The sequence below is a fragment of the Flavobacterium sp. KKT103 genome, assembly GCF_055640565.1.
The window spans coordinates 3,388,059-3,414,089 of record NZ_CM145766.1 but is presented as its reverse complement, the minus strand read 5'-3'; the positions used below and the strand labels follow the sequence as shown (position 1 = coordinate 3,414,089).

At 35.2% G+C, this 26,031-nt stretch carries 29 protein-coding genes; 8 read left to right on the top strand and 21 right to left on the bottom strand.

The genetic code is table 11. The features are described 5' to 3' along the window. The first annotated feature begins 38 nt into the window (after positions 1-38). Genes ACZ2G0_RS14635 through ACZ2G0_RS14625 form a run of 3 tightly spaced genes read left to right on the top strand, consistent with a single transcriptional unit; the run spans position 39 to position 3,472 of the window. A complete protein-coding gene (locus ACZ2G0_RS14635) occupies positions 39-449 on the top strand; it encodes a nucleotidyltransferase substrate binding protein (protein WP_300283627.1) in 411 nt (136 codons plus the stop codon). Continuing rightward, a complete protein-coding gene (locus tag ACZ2G0_RS14630) occupies positions 449-751 on the top strand; it encodes a nucleotidyltransferase family protein (protein ID WP_470308253.1) in 303 nt (100 codons plus the stop codon). Before ACZ2G0_RS14635 ends, ACZ2G0_RS14630 begins: the two co-directional genes overlap by 1 nt. A gap of 15 nt (positions 752-766) precedes the next feature. Then, positions 767-3,472: a DNA gyrase/topoisomerase IV subunit A gene (locus tag ACZ2G0_RS14625; RefSeq protein WP_470308252.1), complete on the top strand. Its 2,706-nt coding sequence runs from the start codon at positions 767-769 to the stop codon at positions 3,470-3,472. 36 nt (positions 3,473-3,508) lie between these two features. Here ACZ2G0_RS14625 and ACZ2G0_RS14620 read toward each other — a convergent pair whose 3' ends face one another. From ACZ2G0_RS14620 to ACZ2G0_RS14555, 14 genes are all read right to left on the bottom strand, one after another. Next, the gene (locus ACZ2G0_RS14620; RefSeq protein ID WP_470308251.1) at positions 3,509-4,282 is read right to left on the bottom strand and encodes a TerC family protein; all 774 of its coding nucleotides are present in this window, start codon (positions 4,280-4,282) and stop codon (positions 3,509-3,511) included. 31 nt (positions 4,283-4,313) lie between these two features. Continuing rightward, on the bottom strand, positions 4,314-4,688 hold the full coding sequence (locus ACZ2G0_RS14615; protein ID WP_470308250.1) for a DNA topoisomerase IV: 375 nt from the start codon (positions 4,686-4,688) through the stop codon (positions 4,314-4,316). Between the two features lie 114 nt (positions 4,689-4,802). Then, positions 4,803-5,375: a pentapeptide repeat-containing protein gene (locus ACZ2G0_RS14610; RefSeq protein WP_470308249.1), complete on the bottom strand. Its 573-nt coding sequence runs from the start codon at positions 5,373-5,375 to the stop codon at positions 4,803-4,805. Then, entirely contained in the window at positions 5,375-5,596 is a 222-nt protein-coding gene (locus ACZ2G0_RS14605; RefSeq protein WP_470308248.1) for a DUF6095 family protein, read from the bottom strand. The genes ACZ2G0_RS14610 and ACZ2G0_RS14605 overlap by 1 nt, the downstream gene beginning before the upstream one ends. Positions 5,597-5,598: 2 nt before the next feature. Continuing rightward, positions 5,599-6,066: a hypothetical protein gene (locus tag ACZ2G0_RS14600; protein ID WP_300285820.1), complete on the bottom strand. Its 468-nt coding sequence runs from the start codon at positions 6,064-6,066 to the stop codon at positions 5,599-5,601. Positions 6,067-6,090: 24 nt separating this feature from the next. Beyond that, the gene (gene murQ / locus ACZ2G0_RS14595) at positions 6,091-6,906 is read right to left on the bottom strand and encodes an N-acetylmuramic acid 6-phosphate etherase (protein ID WP_470308247.1); all 816 of its coding nucleotides are present in this window, start codon (positions 6,904-6,906) and stop codon (positions 6,091-6,093) included. Between the two features lie 183 nt (positions 6,907-7,089). Continuing rightward, positions 7,090-7,485: a hypothetical protein gene (locus ACZ2G0_RS14590; RefSeq protein WP_470308246.1), complete on the bottom strand. Its 396-nt coding sequence runs from the start codon at positions 7,483-7,485 to the stop codon at positions 7,090-7,092. Between the two features lie 54 nt (positions 7,486-7,539). Then, positions 7,540-8,037: a DUF1648 domain-containing protein gene (locus ACZ2G0_RS14585; protein ID WP_470308245.1), complete on the bottom strand. Its 498-nt coding sequence runs from the start codon at positions 8,035-8,037 to the stop codon at positions 7,540-7,542. 154 nt (positions 8,038-8,191) lie between these two features. Further along, positions 8,192-8,743 carry a GNAT family N-acetyltransferase gene (locus ACZ2G0_RS14580; protein ID WP_470308244.1) on the bottom strand — a complete coding sequence of 184 codons (552 nt, stop codon included), beginning with the start codon at positions 8,741-8,743 and terminating at the stop codon, positions 8,192-8,194. 336 nt (positions 8,744-9,079) lie between these two features. Next, positions 9,080-9,745 (bottom strand): hypothetical protein, encoded by a 666-nt coding sequence (locus tag ACZ2G0_RS14575; RefSeq protein WP_470308243.1) that lies wholly within the window; start codon positions 9,743-9,745, stop codon positions 9,080-9,082. A 191-nt stretch (positions 9,746-9,936) separates the two neighbouring features. Beyond that, on the bottom strand, positions 9,937-10,554 hold the full coding sequence (locus ACZ2G0_RS14570) for a hypothetical protein (protein WP_470308242.1): 618 nt from the start codon (positions 10,552-10,554) through the stop codon (positions 9,937-9,939). Positions 10,555-10,710: 156 nt separating this feature from the next. After that, positions 10,711-12,405, bottom strand: coding sequence for a DUF262 domain-containing protein (locus ACZ2G0_RS14565; protein ID WP_470308241.1), 1,695 nt, complete (start codon positions 12,403-12,405; stop codon positions 10,711-10,713). 228 nt (positions 12,406-12,633) lie between these two features. Beyond that, the gene (locus ACZ2G0_RS14560) at positions 12,634-13,305 is read right to left on the bottom strand and encodes a ZIP family metal transporter (protein WP_470308240.1); all 672 of its coding nucleotides are present in this window, start codon (positions 13,303-13,305) and stop codon (positions 12,634-12,636) included. Positions 13,306-13,349: 44 nt separating this feature from the next. Further along, complete coding sequence (locus ACZ2G0_RS14555; RefSeq protein ID WP_470308239.1) at positions 13,350-14,114, bottom strand: class I SAM-dependent methyltransferase; 765 nt, start codon at positions 14,112-14,114, stop codon at positions 13,350-13,352. Between the two features lie 159 nt (positions 14,115-14,273). Here ACZ2G0_RS14555 and ACZ2G0_RS14550 point away from each other — a divergent pair, with 159 nt between their 5' ends. Together ACZ2G0_RS14550 and ACZ2G0_RS14545 are read left to right on the top strand one after the other, a co-directional pair. Next, on the top strand, positions 14,274-15,449 hold the full coding sequence (locus ACZ2G0_RS14550) for a THUMP domain-containing class I SAM-dependent RNA methyltransferase (RefSeq protein ID WP_300287056.1): 1,176 nt from the start codon (positions 14,274-14,276) through the stop codon (positions 15,447-15,449). A 226-nt stretch (positions 15,450-15,675) separates the two neighbouring features. Continuing rightward, entirely contained in the window at positions 15,676-15,912 is a 237-nt protein-coding gene (locus tag ACZ2G0_RS14545) for a hypothetical protein (protein WP_470308238.1), read from the top strand. 114 nt (positions 15,913-16,026) lie between these two features. Here ACZ2G0_RS14545 and ACZ2G0_RS14540 read toward each other — a convergent pair whose 3' ends face one another. The 3 genes from ACZ2G0_RS14540 to rlmD form a co-directional block, all read right to left on the bottom strand. Beyond that, positions 16,027-16,842, bottom strand: coding sequence for a DUF6048 family protein (locus ACZ2G0_RS14540; protein WP_470308237.1), 816 nt, complete (start codon positions 16,840-16,842; stop codon positions 16,027-16,029). Continuing rightward, the gene (locus tag ACZ2G0_RS14535) at positions 16,814-17,335 is read right to left on the bottom strand and encodes a DUF6452 family protein (protein WP_470308236.1); all 522 of its coding nucleotides are present in this window, start codon (positions 17,333-17,335) and stop codon (positions 16,814-16,816) included. Before ACZ2G0_RS14535 ends, ACZ2G0_RS14540 begins: the two co-directional genes overlap by 29 nt. Positions 17,336-17,587: 252 nt before the next feature. Beyond that, the gene (gene rlmD / locus ACZ2G0_RS14530) at positions 17,588-19,000 is read right to left on the bottom strand and encodes a 23S rRNA (uracil(1939)-C(5))-methyltransferase RlmD (RefSeq protein WP_470308235.1); all 1,413 of its coding nucleotides are present in this window, start codon (positions 18,998-19,000) and stop codon (positions 17,588-17,590) included. A gap of 303 nt (positions 19,001-19,303) precedes the next feature. On the opposite strand from rlmD, the gene ACZ2G0_RS14525 reads away from it, so the two are divergent. Further along, positions 19,304-19,783, top strand: coding sequence for a hypothetical protein (locus ACZ2G0_RS14525; RefSeq protein WP_470308234.1), 480 nt, complete (start codon positions 19,304-19,306; stop codon positions 19,781-19,783). An 85-nt stretch (positions 19,784-19,868) separates the two neighbouring features. Here ACZ2G0_RS14525 and ACZ2G0_RS14520 read toward each other — a convergent pair whose 3' ends face one another. After that, positions 19,869-20,312: a hypothetical protein gene (locus ACZ2G0_RS14520; RefSeq protein ID WP_470308233.1), complete on the bottom strand. Its 444-nt coding sequence runs from the start codon at positions 20,310-20,312 to the stop codon at positions 19,869-19,871. Positions 20,313-20,672: 360 nt separating this feature from the next. Between ACZ2G0_RS14520 and ACZ2G0_RS14515 the strand changes: the two genes are divergently transcribed. Beyond that, positions 20,673-22,523 (top strand): CocE/NonD family hydrolase, encoded by a 1,851-nt coding sequence (locus tag ACZ2G0_RS14515; RefSeq protein WP_470308232.1) that lies wholly within the window; start codon positions 20,673-20,675, stop codon positions 22,521-22,523. Positions 22,524-22,745: 222 nt separating this feature from the next. Next, positions 22,746-23,156 (top strand): OsmC family protein, encoded by a 411-nt coding sequence (locus ACZ2G0_RS14510; protein WP_470308231.1) that lies wholly within the window; start codon positions 22,746-22,748, stop codon positions 23,154-23,156. A 120-nt stretch (positions 23,157-23,276) separates the two neighbouring features. Here the strand turns inward: ACZ2G0_RS14510 and ACZ2G0_RS14505 are convergent, their stop codons facing one another. The 3 genes from ACZ2G0_RS14505 to cysM form a co-directional block, all read right to left on the bottom strand. Further along, positions 23,277-24,569, bottom strand: a complete 1,293-nt coding sequence (locus ACZ2G0_RS14505; protein ID WP_470308230.1) for a lysostaphin resistance A-like protein — start codon at positions 24,567-24,569, stop codon at positions 23,277-23,279. Positions 24,570-24,692: 123 nt separating this feature from the next. Then, positions 24,693-25,142, bottom strand: a complete 450-nt coding sequence (locus tag ACZ2G0_RS14500) for a GNAT family N-acetyltransferase (protein WP_470308229.1) — start codon at positions 25,140-25,142, stop codon at positions 24,693-24,695. Further along, the gene (cysM, locus tag ACZ2G0_RS14495) at positions 25,143-26,030 is read right to left on the bottom strand and encodes a cysteine synthase CysM (RefSeq protein WP_470308228.1); all 888 of its coding nucleotides are present in this window, start codon (positions 26,028-26,030) and stop codon (positions 25,143-25,145) included. It lies immediately after the preceding gene. Between the last annotated feature and the right edge of the window lies 1 nt (position 26,031).

Sequence of the window (26,031 nt, the reverse complement as noted above, 5' to 3'; positions counted from 1 at the left end):
TTGTTATTAAATATTTGAAATCGTAGTTAGTTTGTAACATGGAAAATCAAGATATTCGTTGGAAACAAAGATTTGAACATTTCAGAAATGCCTTTAGACAATTAAAAAATGCTAAGGTGATTCAAAAGGAAAGAGCTTTCTCTGAATTGGAATTACAGGGCGTTATTCAGGCTTTTGAGGTTTCACAAGAATTGTCCTGGAAGGTGATGAAAGATTTTCTGGAGGAGCAAGGAAAAACGGATTTGTTTGGTAGTAAGAACGCTGTAAAAGAAGCTTTTAATGTGGGGATTATTTCTGATGGTGCAATTTGGTTAGATATGATTAAAAGTCGAAACTTGACTTCACATATCTATGACGAAAATGAAATTTTAAAAATCCTAGAAGTTATATTAAATGATTATATAGCTGTTTTTACAGATTTTGAGAATAAAATGAAAACTCTTTTGTAATGTTCGGATTGTATCCCCAAAGCTATAAAGAAATTATAGAAATCATTGAGAATTGCTTGTCGATTGATGAGGTAATTGTTTATGGGTCACGTGCCAAAGGAAATTATAGAGAAGGTTCAGATATTGATATTACCATTTTGGGCGAACCTGAAAAAGCGGATGTTAGCAAATTATGGCACGATTTAGATGATAGTTATATTCCTTATAAATTTGATATCTCTGTTTATAATAATTTGCAATCAGAGAGTTTAAAAGAGCATATACAAAGAGTAGGTCAGGTTTTTTATAAAAGAAAAAACTGAAATAAATTCAGATAAATGAAAGACGAAGAAGAAGACGATAACATTCCTAACTCAGACGACGAAAATAGCGCTGAACAACAAGCTACACCCGAAGGTCAAGAGGAGGAAATTATAAAAGTAGACGCCAAGAATTTTGAAGGTGGTCACTTTTATGACAATACTAATGATGAAGCAGATACCATTACCAAAGTCACAGGAATGTACAAAGATTGGTTTTTGGATTACGCCTCCTACGTTATTTTGGAACGCGCTGTTCCTGCGATTGAGGATGGGTTTAAACCGGTGCAACGTCGTATCATGCATTCTCTTAAAGAACTAGATGATGGTCGTTACAATAAAGTAGCCAACGTCGTTGGGCACACCATGCAGTATCACCCTCACGGAGATGCTAGTATTGGTGATGCTATGGTGCAAATTGGTCAAAAAGATTTGTTGATTGACTGCCAAGGAAACTGGGGAAATATTTTAACTGGAGATAGCGCAGCGGCATCAAGGTATATTGAGGCTCGTTTATCTAAATTTGGATTAGAAGTATTGTATTCTCCAAAAATTACCGATTGGGGTGTTTCCTATGATGGTCGTCGTGCCGAACCCAATAATTTGCCTGTAAAATTCCCGCTATTACTTGCACAAGGAGCAGAAGGAATTGCAGTAGGACTTTCGACTAAAGTTTTGCCTCATAACTTTAATGAGTTAATTGATGCTTCGATTAAAATACTAAAAGGAAAACCGTTTACTTTATATCCCGATTTCTTAACTGAGGGAATTGCTGATGTATCCAATTACAATGATGGCTTGCGTGGTGGTCGCGTGCGTGTACGTGCAAAGATTGCCCAATTAGATAAAAATACGCTGGTGATTACTCAAATTCCGTTTTCAACCAATACGACTACCTTAATTGATAGTATTTTGAAAGCCAATGAAAAAGGGAAGATCAAAGTCAAAAAAATCGAGGACAACACGGCTGCCAATGTAGAGATTTTGATTCATATGTATCCTGGAATTTCACCGGATAAAACAATCGATGCTTTGTATGCTTTTACAGCTTGCGAAACCTCTATTGCGCCTTTGGGCTGTGTTATTGAAGACAATAAACCGTTATTTATAGGTGTTTCTCAAATGTTGAAAATTTCCACAGCTAGAACACAAGATTTATTGCGTCAAGAGCTCGAAATTCAGTTAGAAGAGTTAAAAAATAAATGGCATTTTTCTACGCTCGAAAAAATATTCATTCGTGAAGAAATGTATATTGATTTCAAATTGTATTCGGATAGAGAAGCCTTGTACAAATACATGTACGATCGTTTTGAGCCTTTCTCGAAATCATTTGTACGTGCTATAACAGATGAGGATTTGCAACGATTAACGCAAATCCCGATGATTCGTATTACTCGTTTTGACTCGGATAAAGCCGATGACTTGATTGCGAAATTAGAGGAGGAAATGCGCGAAGTCGAGCATAATTTAGCAAACTTGACAGATTTTGCTATTGCTTATTTTGCAAAATTAAAAGAGAAATACGGAAAAGGACGCGAGCGAAAAACCGAACTTCGTGTCTTTGATGACATCGAAGCTACTAAAGTGGTGTTGCGTAACACCAAATTATATGTCAATAGAGAAGAAGGATTTGTAGGTACTAGTTTGAAAAAAGACGAGTACGTTACCGATTGTTCGGATATTGATGATGTCATTGTTTTTCTGCGTGATGGTAGTATGATGGTGACAAAAGTGGATGCCAAAACCTTTGTTGGAAAAGACATCATTCATATTGCCATTTTTGATAAAAGCGACAAGCGAACGATTTACAATATGATCTACCGCGATGGAAAATCAGGGCCGTCTTATATTAAACGATTCAATGTTTCAGGAGTGACGCGCGACAAACCCTATGATTTAACGAACGGAACTAAGGGATCGCAAATACTGTATTTCACTTGCAATCCTAACGGAGAAGCAGAGGTAATTACTGTTTTATTGCGCCAAGTAGGAAGTATTAAGAAATTGAAATTCGACATCGATTTTGCTAAATTGGCCATAAAAGGACGCGCTTCTAAAGGGAATGTAGCCTCTAAATATCCAATCAAGAAAATCGAAATTAAAGAGAAAGGTATTTCGACCTTACTTCCAAGAAAAGTATGGTATGACGAAACCGTGCAACGCTTAAATGTTGACGGAAGAGGAGAATTACTGGGTGAGTTTAGACCAAGTGATAAAATTTTAATTGTCCAGCAATCCGGAAAATTGAAAGTAGTTATACCCGAATTATCAACGCATTTCGAGTCTGATATGGTAGTTTTAGAGAAATGGGTTCCTAAAAAACCTATTTCGGCCATTTATTACGATGGCGAAAAAGAACGCTATTATTTAAAGCGCTTTTTAGTGGAAACAGAAAATAAAGAGGAATCTTTTATTACGGAACACCCTAATTCACAATTAGAAATCGTTTCAACTGATTACCGACCTGTAGCCGAAATTATATTTCCAAAAATCAAAGGCGTACAAAAGGATAGTATTACCATTGATGTTGCTGATTTTATTGCTGTGAAAGGATTTAAAGCCCTAGGAAACCAGTTAACTACTGATAAGATCAAACAAGTAAATATGCTTGATCCTTTGCCTTACGAAGTCCCTGTTGAGGTTGTTCCTGAAAAGAACAGCAATCCTGACGGAGATGATACTGATATACAACTGGATGAAGATGGCCAAGTCGTATTGTTTTAAAATAAAAAAAGCTCCCTCAAGGAGCTTTTTTTGTCTTTAGTTCTTCTTTTTATTAGCTTTCATATTCAAAACCTCGACCAATAGTGAGAAGGATATGGCAAAATACAAATACCCTTTAGGCACCGGCGTTACATGACTACCAAATACTAATGCATCAGCTAAATGTGCACTCTCGGTGATTAGCATAAAGCCAATCAAAATCAAAAACGATAGTCCTAAAATTTGAATTGACGGATGTGTATTTACAAATTTACCCACAGGAACTGCAAATTGCATCATGATTAAAACAGAAATTACTACAGCTGTAATCATGATGTATAAAGCGCCAGGAACGCCATTTGTCATTCCTACTGCAGTCAAAATACTATCAAATGAAAATACCAAGTCAATAAGAATAATTTGAAAAATGACGCTCCCAAATGACTTAGTTGCTGCTTTTCCTAGTTCTTTCTCTTCATGTCCTTTTTCATCTACTTTCTCTCTTATTTCATTGGTGCTTTTGTAAATCAAAAACAAGCCACCTAACAATAAAATAATACTCTGTCCGGTAACTTGTGCACTTAACCAACTAAAATTTATTGAAAACCAAGGCTCTTTCATGGCAATCAAGTACGAAATCCCTAGCAACAATGCGATTCGCATAAACATGGCTAAAAACATACCTATTTTAGTCGCTTTTTTGCGGCTTTCTACAGGCAATTTTCCCGTTGCGATAGAAATAAATATAATGTTATCAATTCCTAAAACAATTTCAAGAAAAGTCAATGTTAACAGTGCAATCCAAGCATCAATATTTAAAAATACTTCCATATTCAGTTTTTTTTAGTCGCGACTAATTTAGTTAGTTATCTATTTTTGTTACGGTTCCTCTTTGTTTCTGGTCGGATCCAATCATTCCAAACTCAAAAGTGTAAGTATCACCTGAAGTGCTAAGTATTTTCATTCCAATCGATTGCTCCTCGGCCTTATTTTTTGGGTGAAGCTTCTTTAAAACATATTCACAATCGCTAATCCATCGTATCGAAGCGGTGTCAATTTTTCCTTCAAATGTCTCAATTTCAATGCTATCATTGCGCTCAAAAAGTGTGGTTTTTTTCACACCATCGACCTCATATTCAAATTTAAATTTTCCCGTTTTAAAGTCTTTACAATTGTGTTCCTTGGTATAGCAGGAAGCTACAAGTAAAATAAGCGGCAGTACAATCAGTTTTTTCATTTTGTTTTTGGAGCTTAATCCTGCTATTCGTTTCAATCTTTTTATCCTGAAAAAAATCAGGATAAAAAGGATTTTCACTACTATCAGGGCTAGTTTACAATCGGTTTTTAATGGCTATTGAATTTTTATATCATATTTGTCCAGCAATCCTGGAATTCCTTCTGTTGAGAATTTTGCCTTGCGCATCGGGTTAAATTCGGGATCAATTTTGTAATTGTAAGCCGTCAAGAAATTGACTTCTTTCAGTTGCGTATCGTTAAAAATGGCGTTTTCTAAATTGCAATTTTCAAACGAGGAATTAGATAAATTGGTACCTATAAAACTTACTTCTTTTAGCGAACAAGAGGTAAAAGTTGTTTTAGGCATTTTTTTATTGGCAAAAGAAGAATAATCTAAGATGCAATCGTTAAAACTTACCCCAAACATAAAATCAGCACAGCTAGAAAACTCAATGCCTAACAACTTGCAATTCGAAAAATGAACGGTTTTTAAACTCGTATTTTCTAAACGGGTCATGGAGAGATTACAGTCGATGAACTCACAATCCATAAAACTATTAGTGGAGAAATTGCTATTCGAGAAATCGCAGTTTTTAAAAACACAGTCTTCAAACTCCCGATTACTGACTTTTTTGTCAATAAAAGCAACTTTTTCAAATGTTTTTTGAATATGAATCAGTTCGTCCATCAGTCGTTAAATAAACTTTTCATAATTATTTTTAATCCTTTGTACATGAAGTACATGGCGGCTATACAGGCAACAATTCCAATTCCTAAAATAAGGTAATGCCACACATTTTGTTGATTCATAAAAGCATTATAAATCAACGACGGACCAATAAATAGTAGGGGCAAAGCGCCTGCTAAATTTTGAATACCTTTCGATAGTAATTGTTTATTTGTTCCCATAATTAAAATGATAGTTGCATCCCTATCCCATTTTTGTTGGAAAGAATATTGATTTTCTCTATGTGGAAACCTACTTTATTGGGTGAGATCGCTTCGTTATATCCATCAATGGCTTTGTTTATTTTTTTAGAATGGCCTATTATTACTGGAATCGAGATAGCCGCTGATGCTAAACCAATAAAAGTCAAAGCAGATGGGTATACTTTATCTTGCGATAATCCAGTAGCTAAGTCAACTAAAACAAAACCAGTTCCAAAACCTAATAGAAAACCTCCTACAGATGCCTTTGTTTGACCTGCACTGTAACTCGCTAATAGTTCTGGTTTATCGCTAAGTAACTCCTTAACTTGAGAATTGGTTAGTTTAACATTGTTGTCATTGAAAACGCGTCCTTTTTTATAAGTTAGTTGCTGACTAAAAGCAAATGAGCAAAGGAATAGAAAGAACAAGGTGGTTAATTTTGATTTCATTTTTTATAAATTTAGATAAGTGGTTTATTGTTGTTGGTAAAAATCGACTGCTTTGCGCACACTGCCGTGCGTTGCGAGTAAGTCAGCAGCTTGGTCGTAATTCACGGGAATCTCACCCATGATCATTTTTATGCCACGATCGACTAGTTTGCTGTTGCTCAATTGCATATCGACCATTTTATTGCCTTTTACTTTCCCAAGCTGAATCATAGTAGCGGTCGAAATCATATTTAACACCAGTTTTTGTGCTGTTCCTGCTTTCATTCGAGAGCTTCCAGTTACAAATTCAGGTCCTACCACCACATCAACGGGAAATTGTGCCGTTTGCGACAGCGGACTAGCAGCGTTACAAGAAATGCTACCGGTAATGATAGTATTGTCGTTACATGCTTGTAACCCACCAATTACATAAGGCGTCGTTCCTGATGCAGCAATTCCTATAACGACATCGTTTGTATTTATGTTGTATTCTTGTAGGTCTAACCAAGCTTGTGTGGCATTGTCCTCGGCATTTTCAACCGCTCTACGAATTGCAGTGTCTCCACCAGCAATAATACCGTTTACTAAATCAAATGGCACTCCAAAAGTAGGAGGACATTCAGAAGCATCAACAACACCCAAACGGCCTGATGTTCCTGCACCAATATAAAACAAGCGTCCGCCTTCTTTCATTTTTGTAACCACTTGTGCTACTAAAACTTCAATTTGAGGTAATGCTTTTTCTACGGCAAGCGGTACAGTCTTATCTTCTTGATTGATATTAGAAAGCAATTCCTGTACGGACATTTTTTCAAGATGCTCATATTTAGACGGTTGCTCGGTAGTTTTTGTAAATGCCATTATTGTTTGAAGTTCAAGTTTTGAAGATTCAAAGTTACAAAGTTTTATCCTTTTGAAGGTTGTAAAAAGAAGACATTTAAGGATTTATTTTAGTGATTAAATCTCGTAATTGGTAATTGGAATCGATAGAGGAGAAGGAATTTAAAAACAGTGTCATTCTTGCGGGCACAAGTAGGAGGATTGCTAAAATATATTTTTTATGCCATCCTTTAATGCAGTTAGTACCCAAATTGCTGCAGGTAGAAAAACCCAGAACAAAGTAAAGTAAAGTCCAATTTTAAACATTTTTGGTCCGTAGGTAACAGTACGTTTTACAAATAGTTCTGTAATCCAACCCAAAGTATAGCCTATGTTACATAAAATGGCAAAAATCGGAATCATTATTGGTTCGTACAAATCTTCGCCTGCTACTAATTGAACTCGACCCGAAGCTGCCTTTGTCATAATAATTATACTTAATATACCGCCAATGAGAACAATGATATTGTATAAAATTCGTCTGATTTCCCACCAAAAAATTATTTGAAAGAAGGTTCTTTTTTCTGTTTTAACGGATACTAATTTATTTAAATACTTCATAGTAATTGTACCTCGCGGAATTAAGTTAAATTATATTGCGTTTTGCTTTTGTTATTATTTTGACTTCAATGATTTGGCTCCAAAATACAGGATAGGAATAAAAATCAAACCCATTGTCAGTGGCAGAAACCAGACTCCTAATCCTTCGGTTTGACCGTTAGCGTTTCTAATTGTTTGAAAAGCAATCAGGCCAAAAATAATAATAACGATTAGTTTTAAATAGCGCATTAAACGTGTTGCATTCGTATATTGATCCAGTGCATTTTCGGCGGTTAGTACGGTCGAGTAATTAAATAGATGAGGAAATCTATTTAGTATTGTTAATGCAATATAAAGAACTGTTGCAATGCACGGAAGAGTGAAAATCATCCACTTATCCCCAAAACCGTCAGCAACTCCAGCTCCATTAAAATGTGTGGGAATGGTTTTGGGTAAGTTGTCATAGTGGCTATACACGAAAATCCAAATGGCGAAAATCAAAAACAAACTACCAATTTCAACGGCTTGGTCGACTGGAGTTCGTTTTATGGTCAATTTTGGTCTTTCTTCCATGGATTTGAATTTAAAAATGGATCAAGTGTGGGTTCTAAATTATGAAAATTAGAGCAAATGTAGTACTACTGAGCTGCTTTTTACTGTCGGTTGGCTACAACTCACAGAATTCACACTATTTATCGACTAAGGTAACATGTAAATCTAGTTTCAGTTAATTTATTGTGCTGTCACTATTCTTCAGTTTTGCATAAATGTCTAAACTGATAAATTTTCCGTTTTTGATTTCACATTCTCTCATTGTGCCTTCAAGGTTAAAGTTTAGTTTAGCCATTGCTTTTTTACAATTTGTGTTTTTGGTTTCTACGATACCTTCAATTCGATGTAAACCCAGTTTGTCAAATCCATAATCGCATAGGAGCGGCATGGCTTCGTTCATTATTCCTTGTCCCCAAAAATCAGGTAGTAGCCAAAAACCAATTTCTGCTTTTTTATGTTCTTTATTTAAATTGTTTAAACCACCTGCGCCATAAAATATTTGATTGTCTAAGGAACAAATTGCCCACCAAATTCCGGTTTCTTCTTTTTCTAGGTCCGCAAAAAAATCCATCTGCTCTTTGGTTGCTTCTATTGTTTGATAACTTACACCGTAATACTGGATAATGTCAGGGTGAGAAAGTCCTTTGAATACATTTTCAATATCGCTGGCAACAAATTGTCGAAGTAAAAGTCTTTCTGTCTTAAGCGTCGGAAATTTAGCTGTCATCGCGTTTGTTTTATAGTAATTAGTACAGTTGATTTTAGCTTCTCTACCCTTAATTATAAGTTTTTTAGAATTGTTTTGCTTGAATGCAACTATCTCTACTTAAAAAATAAGCTTGCAAAGCTTGGTAGCATTAAAAAATAGAACTACCAATTTAAAACTTTTAAAGTAGATGGTAGCTTTTAATAACTAGATTTATAATCGATTGCAGGAGTTTAGTTGTGGTAGCCTGTTAGATCGCCATCAATTATTTTTGCTGTTGATAAAAGTACTTATCAAAGAAAAACGCGATATTACCACATATTTGGCAATCTCTTGAAACCGCTGTCAGCGGTTGTTTTATCTTATGTTCCGCTTTATTTCTGTTTTCATTTTTTCAAGTGTTGCATTACTAATCGCATCAGAAAAATGTCGATGAATATAAATGTTTTCGTGTTGATTTAACTCGTTTATATTCATTTTGCTTTTGTCTATTCCTGCTAATTTTCTGAATAATCCAGTTTTTATATTTAAAAATTTAAAATCTTCAAGTAAACCCCAAGCTACAAATATTGTTTTTTCAGAGTTACTTAAAAATTTGTCCAATTCGATTAAGTGCTTTCCATTTTCTGCGGAAATTAAATATTCTAAAAAGATTTTGTTGTTCGACTTTGCCATTCCAGTTGTCGGAAATCCAATAAGTTCAACAAATGAAATTTTGCTTGCCAAATTACTTTCTACGTTTAGTTTCGAGAAAATTTTATGATAACGTTTTCCATCTCCTTTATAATTCGGCAATAAAAATGGGTGATGAATATTGTAAGTTTCCCAAAAAGTTATTCCGTCAGATAAATATTCAGAAACGTAATTAAACATTTCTTTAGTTTCAACGTCAATTGCCCAATTGGGATCTCGTCCTACAAATAAAATTTGTGCATCTAAAGGATTTGCTCCTTGATAATTTCTTTTTGAATAAAGTTCATTAAGCAGTTTCGATGGATGCTTTTCGAATATAGATTTTTCCATTTTTCAATTGTCGTTATTTCTTTAAAAGTGCTGAATTCACTGGGATTATCAAAAAAAACCACTAACGGTTCACCACTACGAGATGGCTGGAATTTCGTAACCGCTCAATTTTCGGCTTAACGTAAACTTGATGCGAAACGTTAATTCCACTACATTCCATCTAGCTCAAAATGGCTGTTGGGCAATCATATTTATGACATATCACAATTGTTAGATTTGTAATAAACGCCATTATTCTTCAATTTAAAGTTTCCAATTGAGTCTATTTCGACTTTTATAGATTCCTTTGTTACGGGGCAACCTTTAGCTTTCATCATATATAATTCATATCCCTTAGCTGTCTTTTTAAATGAACCCGCTTTTTTTTCCTTATGGTCAAACCACAAATCATACATTTCTAAAATTAGAATTGCTTCTGCAAGATTATCAATTTTGCCAATGAATTTTTTCATTTCTGTTTCATCTGTGACGTAATGAACATCATCGTTTTCAATATATGTAACATATGAAAAACAAGTCCCTGGTAAACATTCATTAAAGAAACCTGATTGAGGAGGATAAAAAGTATAACTATTTCTAATTAATGTATCACCATATTTTCTAATCACCTCTTTTTTATTTTTATATAAATCGGGTCTGAATGTAGCATAATCCCAATAGATATAATCTTTATTTGGTTTTATCTGTTCGATTAGTTTATTTCTATCTAGATATTCATCGTTAATTTTAGTAAAACCATTTTCAATTCGGACAAAATTCGTACTACAAGAAATTAGACTAAAAAAAATTAATATTGATACTTTTTTCATTCCATTTTGGTTTAATATGTTGCCCAATATCTTGACGCCTGCCGAGGTTGGGGACTTTCGAAGCCGCGTATTTTCAGGTTAGTGTGAGTGTAGTAAAAAAGCTTTGATTATACTAAATTCCCAACCGTTTACAAACGGTCGTTAGCGGATGTTTTTTTAATTCCAAACTTTATCATAAGCTAATTTTGCAATTCTTTTAGATCTGTTATTAATATCAAAATCTATCCATTCTTGTTTTTGAGAGTTATGAAGTAAAAAATCTTGTACAGTCTTGAAGTTTGATTTTTGGTACTTAATTATTTTGTTTTCAAAAGTGTCATCTCCACAATTTTCATTTATTGATTTAGATAAAGGAAGAAGGTTACCTATTTGTGCATTTTGTTCAGTTCCATTATCATTGGCAATGTGTTCTATACTTAACTCGTTAATTAATAATTCTTTATTGTTTTGCTTTTCATATTCGATTCTTTGTAAAATATAATTGACAATACTTCGATTGCTTTTTAGATCATTATTCTTATGTGAATACCCTTTTATTATAAAATTTCTTTCAAAAATATCAAAAGTCGGTTTTTTACTTTCAAGTTCTTTAAAAAATGTTTCTAAAACTTCTTTTGAAAATTTATGTTTGATAATTGAAGGATATGTATTGTAAGTTTTCTCAATTCTATTTGCAGGAGTTGATGTAATTGCTGAGAATATAAAATGAAAGTTTTCTAATCTCCTCGTGTATTTTAATAGTTGAGCATCTGTAATTTTTCCGCAATTTCTATTATGATATAATGACAGCAAAATTGGTCTTACTTGTCTGTTTCTAAATATTTTAAAACTGTTTAGTGTAAATTCAGTTTCGTTTGTTATTTTATTTGAATTTGATAATGTTATTTCTTTATAATATTCTGAATTTTTTTCAAGATCATTTAAAAAATCCACTACGATGTCTTTATTTATTTGTGTTTTAAAATAGTAATAAATTTCATCTTCATCTTTTAACTTTTCATATGTTGAAATCCAATAGTGATTTAAAAAATCAGTAAAGCTGTTTTCACTTTTAGATACATCTTCAATGTTTTTTCTAATTTTTTCCCATTTTGCTTTTGCTTGATCTGTAGGAAAAGTTTTTGGAATTCTTTTTAAAATTAAATTCTTCATCCTATCGCCTAATTGTAATTGTTTACCTTTTGCATTGAGAATTTCAAAAACAGTATAACCATCTATTTCATTACTCACTGAAATTTCTATGACTTTTAAATTTAATAATTGATTCCTAAAGGCAATTAAGTATTCTATTTTTTCTTCTTTTGTGATACAAATCTTTATTTTCCTTCTTAAGAAGTCTTTAAAAAATATAAATGATTTTTCAACTCTTTTTTGTTGCTCATTTTGAGGTAATATAAAATCTCTTGTTTCTGATTTAAATAAAATAACTTCAGAATAATAAGGATCTAAATTCTCATTCTCAATTGAAAAATATTGATCTCCATCATCATTCTTTTTATATAAATAGGAATAAATGCCTTCGAATAATTTATTTTGATCAAGCTCTTCAAACAAATCATACAATACTGAAAGTATTATCGTTATTGTTGTCAATCTTTGCTGACCGTCAACAATGTATTCAATATCTTTTTTATGCTTCTCCAAGACACAACTACCTAAAAAATATTCAGTATTTTTATATTGATTTTCAGATTGATTAAATTCAATACAATCAACTATATCATTGGCTAATTCCTTCCATTGTTTTTCTTCCCAAACGTAATCTCTTTGATTTCGCGGGATCTTGAATTTTATTTCTTTTTTAGATAATATATCTCTTATTGTTCTTTCTTCTGCTTTGAATAATTCCATCTTATCCTCTTTTTTTAAATATTAGCTAAATCGGTAATAACCCCAAATATACACCTCTTTTTCAATGATTTTCGATTATCACTAGGTTTTTTCTGTCTTTTTTATTTTTGGGTAGGAGTAGTGGGTTGCGTGAGGGATAGCAGCGAAAATCCTTTTATTTTTTGAAAAAAAATAAAAGATTGTAGCGCATAGCCCGACCCGCTTTTTCGCGGGGCACGCCCAAATAAACTATAAAAAGTAAGCGAGCAGGATTCCGAGTAGTATCATCGAAACTTTGGCGATGTTGAATTTATGTCCTTCGCTGCTTTCGAAGATGATGGTAGAGGAAATGTGAAATAAGATTCCGATTACGACAGCGGTGATTTGGGTGGTGTATTGGTTGAATATTGGGGAATAGTCGGATACGAAAGTCCCTAGTGGTGTCATTACTGCAAAGGTGATCATGAATGCAAAAATAGCTTTGGAATTCAGCTTTGAGTTAATGAAAAAGGTCGTTAAGATTATAGCAATTGGCAGGTGGTGTATTGCGATTCCTATGGCGAGGTTGTCATCATGATGCCCTACGGGGAAACCTTCGAGAAAGGCATGAATACACAGGCTTATGAACAATAACCACGGTATGTGGGTCATGTTTTCCTTGCCATGTACGTGCCCGTGCTCAGCGCCCTTGGAGAAGAACTCTAGTATGATTTGAAATAAAATCCCTAGCATGATAAAAATCCCAAAAGATTCGTTCTTGCTTTTGTACACATCAGGAAGCAGGTGCATGACAGTTAACGACAACAGAAACGAACCACTAAAAGCCAAAAGCAGCTTAAGGTTGGTTTTTTTCTTTGGTTTAAGCACTAATGCAATGATATAACCTAGCAGTACAGAAAGTAGGGGTAAAAGGTAATTCATGATGTATCGTTATGATCGACGGTCGTATTGCTGCTGGAGACTGTTTACTTAAAAATTAAAATTAAACGCTCGCTATCGAGTTTATGGAATTTTTTTAGTTTGTAATCTCCAAAAATATCCAATAGGTATATACCGGCTTCTTCCATTAAGGCTTCAAAATCTTGTAAGGTTAGGGCTTTTACTTTTTCGAAAAAAAGATAGTCTTTGCCTTGATCCTCAAAAGCGATTTCTTTGATGATATGACCGTCCTTTAAGTAGCGTTTTAGGTTGAACGTGATGCCATCGACTACTTTAGTCTCTTCGGGAACTAGCGTGTGGAGTACGTTGTTTACGTTCATAAAGTCAATTACTGCAAAACCATATTCTGAAAGGCTTTCTTTGATTGCTTTAAGCGTTGTTAGGTTGTCCTCGTCGTTTTCGAAATAACCAAAGCTCGTAAACAGGTTAAAAATAGCATCGTATTTTTCCTCAAAAGGCTCGCGCATGTCGTGTACCTTGAAGTGTAAGCTGCTGTTGGCGTTTTTTTGTGCTTCGGTAATGCTGTTTTCAGATAAGTCAGCACCTAATACATCAAAACCTAATTGATTGAGATAAATAGAATGTCTCCCTTTACCGCAAGCTAAATCCAATACTTTGGCCTTTTCAGGTAAGTTTAAATAATGGGTTATGTTATCCATGAAAACCTGCGCTTCTCTATAATTGCGTTCCTTATAAAGAATATGGTAATAGGGCGTATCGAACCAGGAACTGAACCAAGTTTCCCCTGGTTGCTCTTGATTTATTGCATTTGGTTTTTGTTCTTCAGACATTTATCTTTTTCAATTTATTCTATCCAGCAAATTTAGTGTATTTTTGCAGAAAAATAACCATAAGCTAGAGATACAAAGCGAATCGAAGCGAGGAAGGTGTATTTTTAAAGCAAATTAAACTCGAAACAGGGAAGGGCTGTTTCATTTGACACAAACAAAATGGAAAATAATTTTAAGATGATTGCCAAAACCTTTTACGGTTTTGAAGAAATATTAGCAAAGGAATTACTGCAGTTGGGCGCACAAGACGTGGAACAAGGAGTAAGAATGGTGAGTTTTAAGGGTGACAAAGGATTTATGTACAAAGCCAACTTATCGTTGCGCACGGCATTAAAAATTTTAAAACCTATTTATTTTTTTAAGGCAAACAATGAGCAAGCTTTATATAAAGGAGTAGCCGGTGTGAACTGGTCAAAATACATTAATGCAAACCAAACATTTGTAATTGATGCTACGGTACACTCGGATAACTTTAATCACTCTGAGTTTGTATCTCAAAAATGTAAAGATGCAATTGTAGATCAGTTCAGAGAGCGAACGGGTCAACGTCCAAGCATTGATAAAGTACATCCTGATTTACGAATCAACATTCATATTGATAGAGACCAAGTTTCGGTTGCACTAGATACATCGGGTAACTCGTTGCACCAACGTGGGTATAGAACTGCTACTAACATTGCACCAATAAACGAAGTTTTGGCTGCGGGAGTTTTGTTACTTTCAGGTTGGGACGGACAAGGTGATTTTTTAGATCCAATGTGTGGATCAGGAACTTTCCTTGCTGAGGCAGCGATGATTGCTTGTAATATTCCGGCTAACATTAACCGCAAAGAGTTTGCTTTTGAAAAATGGCACGATTGGGATAATGAATTGTTTGACAATATCACGACTAGTTTGCTAAAACGCGTTCGTGAGTTTCATCATACCATTACCGGTTATGACAAAGCACCATCAGCGGTACAAAAAGCAAAGGATAATATTAAAAATGCCAACCTAGACGAGTACATCAAAATCGAAGAACGCAACTTTTTTGATACGGAGAAAACTACCGAAGGCAAATTGCATATGGTTTTTAATCCACCGTACGATGAGCGTCTAGACATTCACATGGAAGAGTTTTACAAAAACATTGGAGATACCTTGAAGAAGAATTACCCTGGAACGAACTCTTGGTTTATTACAGGAAATCTAGATGCCTTAAAATTTGTTGGACTTAGACCTTCTAGAAAAATAAAATTATTCAATGCAAGTATCGAAGCACGTTTGGTAAAATACGAAATGTACGAAGGTAGCAAGCGCACGAAATTTCAAGTAACCGAAGGCGATACTGAATAATACGGAAAGCAATAAGTGAAGTAAGAAGCATTAGAGCCGTTATTGTGGTACTTTAGAAAAGAATATGCCAACTGATAGCCATTATGACTTTTTACTAATCACTATTCACTATTCACTAATCACTAATCACTAATCACTAATTACTTTTGACTTTCGACTTTTGACTTTCGACTTTCGACTTTCAACTTTGGACTTTCAACTTAACTAACTTAAAGACTTAAATACAATGACAAGATTACAAATAAGAGCTTTTTTATACCAATTGGGATGCTTTGCTTCCTTGTTTATTTTGGCGCGTTATATAGTAGAACGCTATTCAGGTTTAACGGGTTTTTGGGTTCCTTTTATTGCGTTTGTGATTGGTACTTTTTTAGCACCAAAATTTCAAGCTGTGAAAACCAAAGACGGTGAGAAGTTATATATGAAATGGATTTTTATAAAAAGTGTAAAAGAAATAGGGTAGTGGTTTGTTAGTTGTAATGCAACGCTACAATTGAGGGAGTACGATACCTACATCATAAAAAACCGCAAATTCACGAGTGAATTTGCGGTTTTATTAGTTTTAGCCTGAAGCTAATTATTTTTTAGGAACCACCTTTTTTACCACTGGCGCGATTTTGACTTTCTTTTTATAAATAGGAAGGAAATACGAAACCGTGTAATTGAATCCAACACCAAAACTACCATTGTAGGTTTTGTTAAAGCCAGGAATGTATAAATTGTCAAAATTGTCCGGTTTTTTGTTGGTTACGAGTTGGTTTAATCTCAAACTAAACCCCATAAAAACATTATTAAAAACTTTGGCTTTAATTCCGGCTACGACTTCAATCCAACTAGCGGATAAGCCAGAGTAGGTTTCGGTAGAAGGATACGATGGTTTTTCACCAAAATAAGGATTGGAATTGTAAATCTTAAACGAATTCAAATCTTGACTAAAGGTACTAAAGCCATAACGCAAACCTATTGAGATGACGTTTTCCATATCAAGCCAGTTTTCGTAGGCATTATAGTCAAATCCCACTTTAAGGTACGATCCTTTGGAGGTGAAATTCAGTCGATCGTCGTCAGTTGTTTTGTTTTCATTACCTAATTCGGCAGCAAGGAAATACTTTTTAGTTAAGCGATAGTCACCTACAAGTTCAATGCCTTTGTATCCCTTGTCATAAAACGCTTTTGTCAAACGAAAAATATCAATACCTACTCGTAAACCGTAGCGGTCTGTCTTAACAGGTAGTGTATCAACGATTGCTACTGCTGCATTATTTATTGCTGCTGCGGGAAGTATGCCTTCGGATTCTGGTGCGTTTTTAGGTGTTTTCTTTTCTTGCGCCGCAACGACAAAAAAACAGAAAATCAAACAAATGCTAAAAATATATTTCAAGGTGTGTTTCATTTTCGGTTTCTATAGTATTGGTTTTTACGGCAATTGCGTTAATCCATTTGCCATCTGCAGGTACGACATCCGTATGGACAAAAGGCGTGATTGGATCAAGTAAGTAGGTGGTTTTAAAGCCACAAGCACGCGAAACAAATTCGTTTTTTCGGGTATAATTGAACTTGATAATGTCTTCATTAATGACCGCAGGATTAGCATTACCAAAATTCAAAATAAATCGAAAGGTAGTAGCGTCTAAATCGGTTTGCAACGGAATAGAAACAGTACTTCCATTAATCAAAGTGCTGCCACTAAACGTGATTCCTGTTGTTTTTCCTTCTCCTATAATAGTAAGATTCGTAACATTCTTGGCTACCGATGCGTTGTTTACATCATAAAAACGAATCACCAGCCGCGGTGTAGTGCTAGTGTTAGCATCACAAATATCATCCTTCTCGCAACTGGAGAAAGCGGAAGCCATGATTAATACTAGCAGAATTATTTTTTTCATATCTTTTTTTTGAAGTAAACGGTATTTAGTAATTAGTGAATAGTAATTAGTGAATAGTAATTAGTAACTAGTAAAGAGTAATTAGTAATTGGTAAACAGTAAAAATACTGTTCTTAAGACTAATCACTAAGCATAAAACAAAAATCACAAATCTTATCACTAATCACTAATCACTAGTAACTTATCACTAGCAACTAAACTAATCACTAATCACTTGTAACTAATCACTAATCACTAGTAACTAAAAACATTCTATCTCAATTCAAGAAGAACTACATTTTCAACGTGATGTGTTTGCGGAAACATATCTACAGGACGCACACGAGTTACTTTGTATTTCTCATCCATTAAGGCTAAATCTCTCGCTTGTGTAGCTGAGTTACAACTTACGTAAACCACTTTGGCAGGCGCAATTTTCATGATTTGTTCAATCACGTCTTTGTGCATTCCGTCGCGTGGTGGATCAGTGATAATAACGTCTGGTTGCCCGTGTTGCGCAATAAAGTCGTCATTAAATACTACTTTCATGTCTCCTACAAAGAACTCACAATTGTCAATATTATTACGCACAGCGTTTGCTTTTGCATCTTTAATCGCATCAGGAACACTCTCTACACCAATTACTTTTTTTGCTTTTTTAGAAACAAACTGAGCAATAGTACCTGTTCCGGTGTATAAATCATAAACGATTTCCTCTCCAGTTAAACCAGCGAAATCTCTAGTGATTTTATATAATTCGTACGCTTGATCGGAGTTGGTTTGGTAAAACGATTTAGCGTTAATGCTAAATTTTAATCCTTCCATTTCCTCTAGGATGTAGTCGCGTCCTTTGTATAATTTAATATCCGTATCATATAAGGTATCATTCGCCTTACTATTCACCACGTATTGCAGCGAAGTAATTTGAGGGAATTTCTCGTAAAGGTGATCCAAGATCAGCTCTCTATTGGCTTTATCGTTTTCAAAAAACTGAATCAAAACCATGATTTCACCAGTCGATGCCGTACGCAACATCAACGTTCGTAGTAAACCAGAATGTTCTCTTGGGTTAAAAAAGGTAAGTCCGTTAGCGTTAGCAAAATCACGAACTTCATTTCTAATCGCGTTCGATGGATCTTCCTGTAAATGACATTTATTGATGTCTAGAATTTTATCCCACATTTTCGGAATGTGAAATCCTAGTGCATTACGGTTTCCTAAATCTTCGGTACTCGCAATTTCCGCTTCGGTTAACCAACGGCTATTCGAAAACGAAAATTCCATTTTGTTGCGGTAAAAAAACTTTTTCTCTGAACCCAAAATCGCTTCGAATTCAGGTAATTCAATTTTTCCAATGCGCTGCAAGTGATTTTTGACCTCATTTTGTTTAAAAACAAGTTGTTGGTCGTAATTCATATTCTGCCATTTACAACCTCCACAAACACCAAAATGCTCGCAAACAGGTTCCACACGATGCTCTGAGAATTCATGAAAATGAACTGCTTTACCCTCGTAATACGCCTTACGTTTCTTAAATGTTTGCACATCTACCACATCGCCAGGCACGACATTAGGGATAAAAACAACCTTACCATCGGGAGCCTTTGCTACCGAAACGCCTTTTGCACCAGCATCAAGGACTTTTATTTGATGAAAGACAACTTTGTCTGTATTTTTCTTAGCCATGGCGCAAAAATAAGCGTTTGTAAACTTTTATAAATTTAATTTACCAAATATTTTCAAAAAAGGCTGTTTTTTATCTGAGCCTATTCCTGCTTTCCGCTTCAAATCCTCGGTTTGCAGGCAATAGCCCTAAGCTGTTGCAGGAGCTTCCTCCGGTCGCTCTGCAGCAGCAAGGGCTAGTAGGCCTGCCATCCTGCGGGTTTTCCGCTGCAATCAGGGGCAATGGATGACGGGGATTGCAACCCTTGTGCATCGATCACATAAATGAGATAATTATTTTTTGTAACTTACCATAAAATACAACTTATGAAAAACATACTTTATACACTACTGCTAACCTATGCACTTGGAAGTACATTGAACGTTAACGCTCAAAATAGGGGAAGTTCGAGAGTAGACAAGAACATTCCGTTAGTGGTTTCTGAAAGTTTCAATGCGATGTATGCAGAGAAAGATCCCGTTTGGTTTTCCAGATATCAAGGCGAAGGAGATCAAACGTTAGTGTACATTGCTAAATTTATCTTTGACAAACGCTATTGTCAGGCTATTTATGGAATCAACGGCAATCAAATTGCTTTTGCTGCCACAGTTGAATATAAGGAGTTGCCAGATGCTGCTAGAAACTACATGACGCAAAACTATCCTACTTTTGCCATTGCGGATGCCGTTTTAGTCACTGATGCTAATAAAAATGTTACTTATGAAATAGGGATTTATATCGAGGGTGATTATGTAATCCAAGTTTTCTCAAAGGAGGGTACGTTTATTAAAAACACAAAAGCATAATGGCAATGGTAGGCACTTTTACTTAACAACCAAGTTGTTGCTTTATTTTCGAGAATAGGAAGCCGTTTTAGCTAACAGTGTAGAGCTACATTTTCTTTTTTAGCAATTCATAATTTACAATGGTAAAAAAGTAAAAAACAACATCGGCAGTAATTTTACCAATAATCACTCCCGTTAACGCATTGCCTGTAAGCATAGGAAAGGTGTACATGCAAAAGGGGCGCACTACCAACAAGTCTAAAACTACGGGATAGCCAAATTCTAGAACTAAATTTTTAACCATTGTTACGGCTTTTCTCCAACTGTTAGTTGGTATTAAATTAGCGTTTGTCTTGTTTAGTTGCCTGTAGTTGATGCGTACAATAACGATATAAAAAGCAACATACTCCGCAAAAGTGATGTAATAGGCAGCAGTAATAGGATTGAAACCTTTGAGCAATTGTGAGCACAACAAAGCGGTTGAACTAGCAGCTAGTTCAGCATATTTGTAGCGGTTAAACCATTCCTTAAGTCGGATTTTATAGCGCATCTTGCTTTGTACAATTGAATAGCTAAAGTACGTTTTTGAATTCACAAAATGATAGCTAAGTAAAAAAGGAATTTCTTTTAATTTACGAAGGCGTCGGTTTTTCTTTTTTGCATTAGGGATAGTAGTGGCATCCTTTAGGGCATCGTTTTTTTACGATGCCCTAAAGATATAACGTATAGCCCGCCCTTATGCCAAACGGGATGGTGTTTTGGATTTTAGGGTTCTGGCATAAGGGAATGCCCAAAGCAAAAAAGTACTAATTTTTGAATAGTAATTTTAACGGCAAAAAGTAGGAATAAATCATAAAATATAAAGATAAAGGCAATATCTTTACGGGATTATTATTAAGCATTCTGTTTTATGAAAAAATTACTTTATCTATCGCTTTTATTTATTTCGGCGACGCTTATGGCTCAAGAAAATAAACCGAATTATGTTGCCGATAATTATACCAAAAAAGAGGTACACATTAAAATGAGAGACGGAGCAGAATTGTTTACCGTAATTTACTCTCCAAAGGATGTTTCTAAAAAATATCCAATCATCATGCAACGTACGCCCTATAACGCGGCTCCTTATGGTGCTAACGATTTTAAACGTAGTATAAGCCCAAGTGAAACGATGATGAAGGAAGGCTACATTGTAGTGTACCAGGACGTTCGTGGTCGTTGGATGAGTGATGGTTTGTACGATAATATGCGTGCTTTTATTCCGAACAAGAAAACGAAAAAAGATATCGATGAAGCATCAGATACTTACGATACCATTGATTGGTTGGTGAAAAACACACCAAATAATAACGGAAATGTTGGTGTTTGGGGAATTTCTTACCCTGGATTTTACTCGACTTATTCGTTGTTGAGTAACCACCCAGCTTTGAAAGCGGTTTCGCCACAAGCTTGTATAAGTGATTTTTTCTTTGACGATTTTCACCATAACGGCGCTTATTTATTGAGCTACTGGAAAGCAACACCTTTATTTGGAATCCAAAAAACAGAACGTACTACTAAAGCTTGGTACCAAATGCCAGAATTAGGAACTAAGGATGATTATCAATTTTTTCTTGATGCAGGACCTTTGTCAAACTTAGATAAGTATTACGGTAAGGATAATGAGTTTTGGCAACAGTTAAAAGACCACTCTAGCTACGATGATTTCTGGCAAAAGAGAGGGATTTTACAACACCTAAAAAATATTAAACCTGCTGTGATGACCGTTGGAGGATTTTTTGATGCAGAGGATTTATACGGACCATTAAATACCTACCAAGCAATAGAGAAAAGCAGTAAAAACTACAATACTATTGTTATGGGACCCTGGAGTCATGGAGACTGGGCAAGAAACTCAGCGAATGCTACTATTGGAAACATTAATTTTGGAGACAGTATCTCAGGTTTTTACCAAAAGAATATTGAAGCCAACTTTTTCCGCCACTTTTTGAAAGATAATGGTAAAGGTGAAAATAAATTGCCAGAAGCCTATATGTTTGATACCGGAGCTAAAGAGTGGAAAACCTATGATGCTTGGCCTCCTAAGAATACGGAAAAACAAGATTTTTACCTTCAAGGAACTAAATTATCTCGTCAAGGACAACGTAACTTTGCTTTTGAAGAGTTTGTAAGTGATCCTAAGAAACCAGTTCCTTTTACAGAGGATATTAATCAAAGAGGAATTACACCTAGAAAATACATGACCGATGACCAGCGTTTTGCTGCGCGTCGTCCAGATGTACTTGTTTTTGAAACTTCGGTTTTAGAGGATGATACTACGCTTGCTGGAGATATTTTAGCGAAGCTGCAAGTAGCAACTACAGGAACGGATGCGGACTGGGTTGTTAAAGTAATTGATGTTTTCCCTGCTGATGCAAAAGAGAATCCAGAGATGGCGACTTATTTAAAAATGAGTAATTACCACATGATGGTACGAAGCGAAGTAATGAGAGGTCGTTTTAGAAATAGTTTTATTACTCCTGAAGCTTTTGTTCCTAACGAGAAAACAGCTGTGACAATTAAATTGCAAGACGTTATGCATACGTTCAAAAAAGGACACAAAATCCAAATTCAGGTTCAAAGTACTTGGTTTCCTTTGATTGATTTGAACCCGCAAACTTTTGTAGATAACATTTTCTATGCAAAACCAGAAGATTTTAAAAAGCAAACGCACCGTGTTTACAATGATTCGACGATCGAATTTACGGTATTGAAGCCGTAATTGTAACTCTAAGTAATTATATTGCTCAAGAACCCCAATCCGTTTTGATTGGGGTTTTTTATTGGCGAATGATCAAGCAGGTTGTGATGGAGTTCGATTTTTGATTTCATACTGCAATCAAATTCAATTTCCCTTTAATTTAAATTTTAGTTAAATAAACGACTTCGATTTAATTCCCTTTTTATAATTCGTTAAATTTGGATGTAATCAAAAAAACTAATTATGAAAAGAAATGCAACCGCAGTATGGAATGGTTCCTTAAAAGAAGGAGCAGGAAAATTAACAACTCAAAGTACTACACTTAACAATACGCAATATTCTTTTGGTTCTCGATTTGAAACAGGAGTAGGCACAAATCCAGAAGAATTAATAGCAGCAGCACATTCAGGATGCTTTACCATGCAACTATCTGCCTACATTGGCGAGGCTGGGCACGAAATTGACAGTATCGAAACAAAGTGCGTGGTCGATTTCCAAGATGGTAGCGTAGTAAGCTCTCATTTGTCAGTGCATGCCAAAGTACAAGGAATTAGCGAAGCTGATTTTCAGGAATTAGTAACGAAAGCGGAGACAAATTGCCCGATTTCAAAATTGCTCAATACTAAAATTAGTTCAGAAGCGGTTTTAGGCTAGGTTTTCATCAGAATCGGGTTTATCCTGAATTTCAGATTAACGATAAACAAAAAAGGAGCTTAACACATTGTCAAGCTCCTTTTCTGTTTTTTTTAAATAGATTTTTGTTGTTAAAGCAGCTTATTTGCTTTCCTTAAACGTAATTTGAGAATGCTCGTAATTCATTTTACGCTTTTTTAATGTTAGTCCGTATTTTGCTTTTAGTTGTTTTTGTGTTGTTTCAAAATTAGCTAGAGAAAGCGTCAAGTCGTAAGTCGCATCATCATTTGTTTTATTGAAAAAGATATTTTTCCCATCTTTATTGAGGGTATAAACAAGTACTTCTATATTGCAATTTTTTAGGATGAGTTTCTCTTTACTGATGAAAATCTCATTTCCTTTTGGATTACCTTTAGATTTGTATTTAGCGAGCAAACTAGGATTTGTAATCTCTAAATCCCACACAGTAGTGGGGATTGCTTTTTTAGAAACAGCAAAGTTGTAGCCTTTCATCAACTGTTCTAATGCCATGCTTTTAATCTTTGTAGTATCCTTTGTTTTGTTTTTAAAATGAAAGTCTAATCGAGAATCCAGTCTATCGCTATTGTTTGTTTTTAGCAAACTTTCATTTGTATTTAGTAAATACGCGATAGTCGTTTTTAAAGTGGTATTTTCATAGGCTAAACTATCGGGATAGTCTCTGATGGCACTATCGCCGTGCTTGTCAAAGGTCTCCTGAATCGCAACAACATAATCCTTCGTACTCCTATCAACTTTTACAGCGCTTTGCGACATAGCTAATAATCCTATACCAACAAATACCGCATTGTGTAATGCGTGCATGAAAAACCCCATCTTAAAACCATAACGTACACGTAAATAACCAATAATAGATCCTAAAATGATTTGTGGAGCTACTAAAATTGGAGAAAGTAATAAAATGGTAAGAGAAAAAGGGAAATTAGCCAAATGCACAAAACCAAAAAGTAGTGCAGAGAAGTAGAAAATATACTTGTATCGTTTTATCCAAAAGGAATGTAGACTGCTAGCTGTTTTTTCGCGGTTAGTAGGCCCCCCTAGCGAGGCTAGTCCAATAATTGTTGTAAAAATGTAGTTGTGGCGGTATCGTAAGTAGGAGCGAAACAATATTTCTTCGAAGAAAGGAGCGACTATTACAGCGACAAAAAAGAAAACTGCAACCGGCATGGATTGCATTGCTTTTAGAACAGAATGGTCATTACTGTCAATCAATTTTAGGGATTCTAGGCCTTCCAAAAGAAGAGTAAAAGCTAGAACAAAAGGAATTTCAATAGCGAGTAACGAAAAGAGTAGTTTGATTTTTTGTTTCCAGGAAATTGATTCTCCAAGTTCGTCAATTGGATTTTTTAAAAATGAAATAAGATCAGTGCAGGCTGCTTTTATTGTGGGTGTCATAAATAAGTAGTTTAATTTACTCGTTTTCAAATATAGTATTAAGGTAAGATTATAACTATTTTTTTTGACAAAGAAATTAATAGCAATAAAAAAAGGCGTTACAGTTTGTAACGCCTCTGATGGTTATATTTTTTTCTGAAAGCAAACACTATCTTCAATTCCAATGTATTGACCGTAGTTGTCACTGATTTCAAAGCCATTTTTTAAATATAGCGCGATCGCTTCGGGATACCTTTGTCCAGTTTCAAGGATGCAACTGGTAAAATGATTTTCTGCTGCCCATATTTGTAATTGAATCAAAATTTGAGTTGCAATTCCTTTTCCGCGACCCTCGGGTGCTACATACATTCTTTTAATCTCAGCAGTTGCGTCTTGGTACAACTTAAAGGCACCACAACCCAAAGCTTGATCGTCTTCGTACGCTACAAGCACGTGCTTGATATGATCTGTTTTATTGAATTGAGCATAAAAAGTATGTTCCTCTCCATCTCTAATTGCAATGTCTCTATCGAGCGCTTGAATCAAATGTATAAAATCAGGATTATCGGCGGTTGTTCTAACAATTGTTATCATTTAGTCAAATAAATCAGAGGATAAATAACGGTCTCCGCGATCGCAAATAATAGCTACGATTACGCCTGATTCCATTTCTTCGGCAAGTTTCACAGCTGTAGCTACGGAGCCGCCGCTACTCATACCTGCAAAAACACCTTCTTCTAGTGCTAATCGTTTGGTCATGGCGCGAGCCTCAGCTTCGCTAACTTCGACAACGCGATCTACTTTTGAGGAATCGAAAATTCTAGGTAAATATTCTTGTGGCCATTTTCTAATGCCAGGAATTTGAGACCCGTCACTAGGTTGCGCACCTACGATTTGGATATTTGGGTTTTTCTCTTTCAAATAAGTAGACGTTCCCATGATTGTTCCTGTTGTTCCCATGGCTGCAACAAAATGCGTTACGGTTCCTTCGGTGTCATTCCATATTTCTGGACCAGTTGTTTTATAGTGTGCTTTCCAATTGTCATCATTGGCAAACTGGTTTAGCATTATATAGCCTCCCTCAGCCACTTTTTTATCAGCATAATCCCTAGAGCCCAAAATTCCTTCTTTGGCTGGCGTAAGGATCACAGTAGCGCCATACGCTCTCATAGTCTGCGTTCGTTCTTTAGTAGAATCTTCAGGCAGTATCAATTCGATTTCGATGTTCATTAACTGCGCAATCATCGCTAAAGCAATTCCAGTGTTTCCGCTGGTGGCTTCGATTAATTTATCGCCTTTTTTGATATCGCCACGTTCTAATGCAGAAGCAATCATATTGTAAGCAGCTCGGTCTTTAACGCTACCTCCAGGATTATTGCCTTCGAGCTTTAATAGTAATTTTACATTTTTATTTTTAACCAGGTTTACTGATTCTACTAATGGGGTGTTACCTATTAGGTTTAAAATATTTTGAGGTTTCATA

Coding starts and splice junctions, on each gene's coding strand:
- ACZ2G0_RS14630 (WP_470308253.1), top strand. CDS start 449: ATGTTCGGATTGTATCCCCAAAGCTATAAAGAAATTATAGAAATCATT.
- ACZ2G0_RS14525 (WP_470308234.1), top strand. CDS start 19,304: ATGAAAAACATACTTTATACACTACTGCTAACCTATGCACTTGGAAGT.
- ACZ2G0_RS14575 (WP_470308243.1), bottom strand. CDS start 9,745: ATGGAAAAATCTATATTCGAAAAGCATCCATCGAAACTGCTTAATGAA.
- ACZ2G0_RS14535 (WP_470308236.1), bottom strand. CDS start 17,335: ATGAAAAAAATAATTCTGCTAGTATTAATCATGGCTTCCGCTTTCTCC.
- ACZ2G0_RS14605 (WP_470308248.1), bottom strand. CDS start 5,596: ATGGGAACAAATAAACAATTACTATCGAAAGGTATTCAAAATTTAGCA.
- ACZ2G0_RS14590 (WP_470308246.1), bottom strand. CDS start 7,485: ATGAAGTATTTAAATAAATTAGTATCCGTTAAAACAGAAAAAAGAACC.
- ACZ2G0_RS14570 (WP_470308242.1), bottom strand. CDS start 10,554: ATGAAAAAAGTATCAATATTAATTTTTTTTAGTCTAATTTCTTGTAGT.
- ACZ2G0_RS14540 (WP_470308237.1), bottom strand. CDS start 16,842: ATGAAACACACCTTGAAATATATTTTTAGCATTTGTTTGATTTTCTGT.
- ACZ2G0_RS14625 (WP_470308252.1), top strand. CDS start 767: ATGAAAGACGAAGAAGAAGACGATAACATTCCTAACTCAGACGACGAA.
- ACZ2G0_RS14545 (WP_470308238.1), top strand. CDS start 15,676: ATGACAAGATTACAAATAAGAGCTTTTTTATACCAATTGGGATGCTTT.
- ACZ2G0_RS14610 (WP_470308249.1), bottom strand. CDS start 5,375: ATGGACGAACTGATTCATATTCAAAAAACATTTGAAAAAGTTGCTTTT.
- ACZ2G0_RS14510 (WP_470308231.1), top strand. CDS start 22,746: ATGAAAAGAAATGCAACCGCAGTATGGAATGGTTCCTTAAAAGAAGGA.
- ACZ2G0_RS14635 (WP_300283627.1), top strand. CDS start 39: ATGGAAAATCAAGATATTCGTTGGAAACAAAGATTTGAACATTTCAGA.
- ACZ2G0_RS14585 (WP_470308245.1), bottom strand. CDS start 8,037: ATGGAAGAAAGACCAAAATTGACCATAAAACGAACTCCAGTCGACCAA.
- ACZ2G0_RS14560 (WP_470308240.1), bottom strand. CDS start 13,305: ATGAATTACCTTTTACCCCTACTTTCTGTACTGCTAGGTTATATCATT.
- ACZ2G0_RS14580 (WP_470308244.1), bottom strand. CDS start 8,743: ATGACAGCTAAATTTCCGACGCTTAAGACAGAAAGACTTTTACTTCGA.
- ACZ2G0_RS14505 (WP_470308230.1), bottom strand. CDS start 24,569: ATGACACCCACAATAAAAGCAGCCTGCACTGATCTTATTTCATTTTTA.
- ACZ2G0_RS14515 (WP_470308232.1), top strand. CDS start 20,673: ATGAAAAAATTACTTTATCTATCGCTTTTATTTATTTCGGCGACGCTT.
- ACZ2G0_RS14520 (WP_470308233.1), bottom strand. CDS start 20,312: ATGCGCTATAAAATCCGACTTAAGGAATGGTTTAACCGCTACAAATAT.
- ACZ2G0_RS14565 (WP_470308241.1), bottom strand. CDS start 12,405: ATGGAATTATTCAAAGCAGAAGAAAGAACAATAAGAGATATATTATCT.
- ACZ2G0_RS14500 (WP_470308229.1), bottom strand. CDS start 25,142: ATGATAACAATTGTTAGAACAACCGCCGATAATCCTGATTTTATACAT.
- ACZ2G0_RS14550 (WP_300287056.1), top strand. CDS start 14,274: ATGGAAAATAATTTTAAGATGATTGCCAAAACCTTTTACGGTTTTGAA.
- ACZ2G0_RS14600 (WP_300285820.1), bottom strand. CDS start 6,066: ATGAAATCAAAATTAACCACCTTGTTCTTTCTATTCCTTTGCTCATTT.
- ACZ2G0_RS14620 (WP_470308251.1), bottom strand. CDS start 4,282: ATGGAAGTATTTTTAAATATTGATGCTTGGATTGCACTGTTAACATTG.
- ACZ2G0_RS14615 (WP_470308250.1), bottom strand. CDS start 4,688: ATGAAAAAACTGATTGTACTGCCGCTTATTTTACTTGTAGCTTCCTGC.
- murQ (WP_470308247.1), bottom strand. CDS start 6,906: ATGGCATTTACAAAAACTACCGAGCAACCGTCTAAATATGAGCATCTT.
- ACZ2G0_RS14555 (WP_470308239.1), bottom strand. CDS start 14,114: ATGTCTGAAGAACAAAAACCAAATGCAATAAATCAAGAGCAACCAGGG.
- cysM (WP_470308228.1), bottom strand. CDS start 26,030: ATGAAACCTCAAAATATTTTAAACCTAATAGGTAACACCCCATTAGTA.
- rlmD (WP_470308235.1), bottom strand. CDS start 19,000: ATGGCTAAGAAAAATACAGACAAAGTTGTCTTTCATCAAATAAAAGTC.